Genomic DNA, 5,358 nt, shown 5'->3' with positions numbered 1-5,358 from the left:
GACGTCGACATTGGCTTCGCACACCGCAGCGATTTCTGCGGGCACTTTGGTGCCGCGTGGCACAAAGAGGTGGCGCTGTTTGAGTTCCTTCAACCGCGGGCAAAGATCAAAACCAAGCAAACGGGCACCATACCCGTTTACAAAGCGAACAGGAAAGTCAATGAAATCAACGGTCTACCCAGACCACCCCCGCGCCAGTGCTAGCTTTGCGTACCGTCACTTATTGCACTGAAAACGAGGAGACCCCAACAACACCGAGCTGGAGCGATCGCGCTGGCTCGTCGAGCAGATGTTGGGTGCCGAGACGACCGAGCGCGCCACGCGCTCGGTCACCCACCAGATGAACGCAGCGAAGTTCCCTGTGCACCGGGACCTTGCAGGGTTCGACTTCGACGTCTCGCCGGTCGACCGCAAGCTCGTGCTACAACTGGCCGAAATGGCCTTCACCGATGAGGCGCACAACGTTGTGCTGGTGGGTGGGCCGGGCACCGGCAAGAGCCACCTCGCGACCGCCATCGGCGTGGCGGGCATCACGCAGCATGGCAAGCGCGTGCGCTTCTACTCGACGGTCGACCTGGTCAATGCACTGGAACAGGAGAAGGCGCAAGGCAAGGCCGGGCGCATCGCCAGCAGCCTGCTGCGTCTGGACGCGGTGGTCCTGGACGAGATGGGGTATCTGCCCTTCAGCCAGGCCGGCGGGGCGCTGCTGTTCCACCTGCTCTCCAAACTGTACGAGCACACCAGCGTGGTGGTGACGACGAACCTGGACTTCGCCGAATGGAGCAGCGTGTTCGTGGATCCGAAGATGACCACTGCGTTGCTGGACCGGCTCACGCACCACTGCCACATCGTGGAGACGGGTAACGACAGTTACCGGATCACGCACGCCACGGCGAACTCGAAAAAGCGCATCAAGGCTCGTGAGCAGGAGGGAAAGGCGCCGGCCGGAAACGTTGGTTGAGCAACGCCGCATGCAGGGACAAGGCGCTGCGGGCTTCGCCCTCCGCGCCTTCTTCGTGCGAGCGAGAAGACATCAAAAAGGAAGGCAAGAAAGGACGAAGGCGGTAGAGTTATACACAGTCGGCATCCACGATGCCGGCTTCCATCCCCGGGTCAAAGTTCAACCGGCAGGGTGGGTCAAAGTTCGGCCGGCGCCGACACGCAGTGTTCGGCAGAGCACCAAGCCGGCCATCGTGGATCTGTACGAAGTCTTTTTGTGCAGCGCTGCACGTTCGCTGCCACCTCTACTGATGCCGTATGTTGAGTCATAGGGGCAGGTCAGCTGGATTCTCAGCCCACCATCGGCTCGCGCAGCGTCACGAACTCCTCGGCCGTGGTCGGGTGGATACCGATGGTGCTGTCGAACTGCGCCTTGGTCGCACCCGCGTTCATGGCCACGGCGAAGCCCTGCACGATCTCGCCCGCGTCGGCGCCCACCATGTGCAGGCCCACCACGCAGTCGCTCTTCGCGTCGACCACCAGCTTGATGAAGGTGCGCTCGTCGCGGCCCGACAGCGTGTGGCGCAGGGCCTTGAAGTCGGCTGCGAAGATGCGCACGCCCTTCTCGCCGAACTTCGCGCGCGCCGCGGCCTCCGTCAGGCCGCAGGTCGCCACGTTCGGGTGCGTGAACACGGCGGTGGGCACGTTGTCATAGCCCATGCGGCGCTGGCCGTCGCCGAAGAGCTGGTCCACCACCACCATCGCTTCGGCCAGCGCCACCGGTGTCAGCGCCAGTCGGCTGCTCACGTCGCCGATGGCCAGCACCGAGGGCACGCTGCTGCGGTACTGCGCATCGACCACCACGGCACCGCGCGCGTCCAGCTTCACGCCCGCCGCGTCCAGTCCCATGCCCGCCGTGTTGGGCTTGCGGCCGGTGGCCAGCAGCACGGTGTCGGCCTCGATCTGCTGGCCGCGCGAGAGCATCGCGACCAGGCCGTCGCCCTCGCGGCGCAGCGTTTCCACCTGCGCCGTCATGCGCAGGTCGATGCCCTGGCGGCCCATCTCGCGCGCCAGCGCCTCGCGCACGTCGTCGTCGAAGCCGTTGAGGATGTGGGCGCCGCGATTGACCAGCGTCACGTGCGCGCCCAGGCCGCGGAACAGCGAGGCGAATTCGCAGCCGATGTAGCCGCCGCCCATCACCAGCAGGCGCTTGGGGAAATCGGGCAGATCGAACATCGCGTCCGACACCACGGCCAGCTCGCGGCCCGGCATGTCGGGCGCGGCAGGCATGCCGCCGGTGGCGACCAGGATGTGGCGCGCGGTGTAGCGCGTGTCGCTCACGCTGACCGTGTGGCCGTCCACCAGTTGCGCCCAGCCGGTCAACGTCTTCACGCCCGCGCCGTCGAGCAGCTTCTGATACACGCCGTTCAGGCGCGTGATCTCCTGCGCGCGCTGGCGCTTGAGCGTGGCCCAGTCGAAGCGCGGGGCCTCGGGCAGCGTCCAGCCGTAGCCGGGGGCTTCCTCGAAGGCGGCGGCGTAGCCGGCGGCATAGCTGTAGAGCTTCTTGGGCACGCAGCCCACGTTGACGCAGGTGCCGCCCAGTTCGGCGCATTCGGCCAGCGCCACGCGCGCACCGCGCTGACCGGCCATGCGCGCGGCGCGCACGCCGCCGCTGCCGCCGCCGATGACGAAGAGGTCGAAGTCGTAGTGATGAATCATGGAATGTGTGTGATGGAAAACCAGGCTGGTGTCTGCGAGACGGTGATCAAGAACAAGCGTGATGCCGAGGCGATATCGAGTGCGCCTGCCTCAAAAAAGGTGCTTCCACTGCGCGCGCGGCATCGTCTGTGCCACGAGGCTATTATAGTGAATGATGATTCATTATGTTACGAAATACATGTGTTAGGGATGCCCTGAACAACTCGGATTTGTGAGTGCTACACGGCTCACATTTTTCAGATGATGCAATTGCGGCCATTTTGCTCGGCACTGCGCAATGTTCTCTACCCTTTTCGGGCCGTTTGCGCCGCTTTTTCGGCCTGCGCCCTGTTTTCAGGCGCACTTATCCCCGCTCCGCCAGCAATTGGTGGCGCACCATCCACAGGTTCGATAGCGCAAAAAGCGTAGTGAGCTGCAGCGTGTTCTTCATGAGCCCCCGGTAGCGCACCTTGGTGTAGCCAAACTGGCGTTTGATCACCCTGAAGGGGTGCTCCACTTTGGCGCGGATGCTGGCCTTGATCTTCTCCACCTGCTCTATCAGCGCATCAATGGGCTTGTTCTCCTTGTCCAGCGCCCTGCGCTTGCCCGGGCGCATCGCCACATGCCACGTGACACCTTCTTTTGCATCAGGGCGCTTGTGGGCGCCTTGGTAGCCGGCATCGGCGAAGACGTCCGTCTCATGCCCATGCAACAAGCTGTTCGCCTCCACAACGTCAGAGACATTGCCAGAGGTGCCGCGCACGGTATGCACCAGGCCCGAATCTGCGTCCACCCCAATGTGCGCCCCCTGATGGCCACCCAAATTCCCCCGCCTATGGCCACCTCAAACTCCCCCACCTGAACTGATCGGGGATAGGGGTTAAACGCCGGCGTCGTCGGCACCTGTTGGCAGGACATTGATCCGGTCTTCCCCGAGGGAAGGCCAAGGAGTGAATGTCTTGAAGTCCAACCAACGCGCCACCATAGAGACACTGCTGGAGCGCAACACATCGCAACGCGAGATTGCCCGCATCACGGGCATCGATCGCAAGACGGTCAGGAGCTACCACCAGCGCTGGCTGGAGCAACTGCAGTCAAATTCCCCCGGGGTGGCCACCGGCTCGGTATGTCAAATTCCCCCACCCTGGCCACCGGCTCCTGGGCCGGTGGCCACCTCCCTGTGCGAACCCTGGCGCGAGTTCATCGAAGCCCAACTGCGGCTCAAGCGAAACGCCACGGCCATCTACCAGGACCTGGTCGACCAGCACGGCTTTGCTGGTCAGTACAACTCGGTCAAACGCTTCTGTGCAAAGCTGCGCCACAAGGAGCCCGAGCAGTTCGATCGCCTGTCCTTCCTGCCCGGCGAGGAGATGCAGGTGGACTACGGCGAGGGCGCTCCCACCCGCGTGCCCGGCAGCGACCGGTACCGCAAGCCCCGCCTGTTCGTGGCCACCTTGCGGTACTCCCGTGCCAGCTTCCGGTGCGTGGTGTGGAAGTCCAGCCAGCAGATCTGGGCCGAGCTGCACGAGCAGGCCCTGCGGTACTTCGGCGGCTGCCCGCAATACGTGGTGCTGGACAATCTGAAGGAAGGCGTCCTCAAGCCCGACCTGTACGAGCCCGATCTCAACCCGGTGTACGCCGCGGCCCTGGCGCACTACGGCGTGGTGGCCGACCCGGCGCGGGTGCGAGACCCCAACCGCAAGGGCACGGTGGAGCATGCCATTGGCCACACCCAGGCCACGGCCTTGAAGGGCCGGCGCTTTGAGTCCATCGAGGCCCAGAACGAGTTCCTGGCGCACTGGGAGAAGAGCTGGGCATCCAAGCGCATCCACGGCACCGAGCGACGCCAGGTGCAGGCCATGTTCGAGGAGGAGCGCAGCCACCTCAAACCACTGCCTCTCCTGGGCGTGCAGTATTTCGACGAGGCGGTGCGCACCGTCTGCGACGACAGCTGTGTGCGGGTGGATCACAGCAGCTACGCCGCCCGTCCGGCGGGCATCGGCTCCAAGGTGTTGGTGCGCATCTACGCCCAGCGCATCGAGATTCGTGACATGCACACCCGTGCCTTGCTGCGCACCCACGCCAAGGCCGAGCGTCCCGGCACGGTGATTCTGCCCATGGAGGAGCGGGTGTTCAATCCGTCTCGCGAGACCCGCCTGATCCTGCGTCAGGCCGGCGAGATTGGTGAGCACGCCAGGCGGCTGTGTGAGCTGCTCTTTGCCATCGAAGGCCGGGTGGGCCAGCGCAAGCTCTGGGGCATCGTCAGCCTGGCCCGGCGCTTCCCCGCGCACTGTGTCGATGCTGCCTGCGCGCAAGCCCTGGAACAAGGGGTCTACAGCTACAAGCGGGTGCTGGCTTTGGCAGAAGTCATCTTTGCCCAGGCACTGGCGGCCATCGAGACCGAGTCCACCGGTGCGTGCAGCAGTGCGTCCGCCGCCGGGGCCCGAACGCTGACCCAGCAGCATGAGCTCATCCGCGACGCCGATGAGTACGCCGATCTCTTCGCACACGCTGCGGCCGTCACAGCCACGAGCACGCTCGCGGCCGCCACGGCGAACACCACCAACAACAACACAACCAACGCACCTGGAGTTCTGACCTGCCCCCCACCAGCCGTACCAGTCTGAAGTTAGTGAAGTCCGTCAACCACCAGGAGAATGACGGACATGAAGAAGAGCAGATTCAGCGAGGAACAGATCATTGGGTTCCTGCGGCAAGCCG

The 5,358-nt window shown here is 64.4% G+C and carries 3 protein-coding genes and 2 pseudogenes; 3 read left to right on the top strand and 2 right to left on the bottom strand.

The window, feature by feature from the left end:
- The coding region (locus ISG32_RS27735; RefSeq protein WP_228530164.1) for a hypothetical protein at positions 1-204 on the top strand (204 nt) is incomplete at its 5' end.
- A gap of 61 nt (positions 205-265) precedes the next feature.
- Positions 266-961, top strand: a pseudogene (gene istB, locus ISG32_RS27360) (IS21-like element helper ATPase IstB); the annotation flags it as partial.
- A 329-nt stretch (positions 962-1,290) separates the two neighbouring features.
- Here istB and gorA read toward each other — a convergent pair.
- Positions 1,291-2,655, bottom strand: coding sequence for a glutathione-disulfide reductase (gene gorA / locus ISG32_RS27355; protein ID WP_114046489.1), 1,365 nt, complete (start codon positions 2,653-2,655; stop codon positions 1,291-1,293).
- 346 nt (positions 2,656-3,001) lie between these two features.
- Positions 3,002-3,442 (bottom strand): annotated as a pseudogene (locus ISG32_RS27350) (transposase); the annotation flags it as partial.
- A gap of 145 nt (positions 3,443-3,587) precedes the next feature.
- Here ISG32_RS27350 and istA point away from each other — a divergent pair.
- A complete protein-coding gene (gene istA, locus ISG32_RS27345; protein ID WP_323746007.1) occupies positions 3,588-5,264 on the top strand; it encodes an IS21 family transposase in 1,677 nt (558 codons plus the stop codon).
- Positions 5,265-5,358 lie beyond the last annotated feature (94 nt).

It is taken from the genome of Diaphorobacter caeni, from assembly GCF_015354245.1.
Lineage (GTDB): Bacteria > Pseudomonadota > Gammaproteobacteria > Burkholderiales > Burkholderiaceae_C > Diaphorobacter_A > Diaphorobacter_A caeni.
Note: the sequence above shows the minus strand (reverse complement) of the source record. Positions and strands in the feature narration are given on the sequence as shown.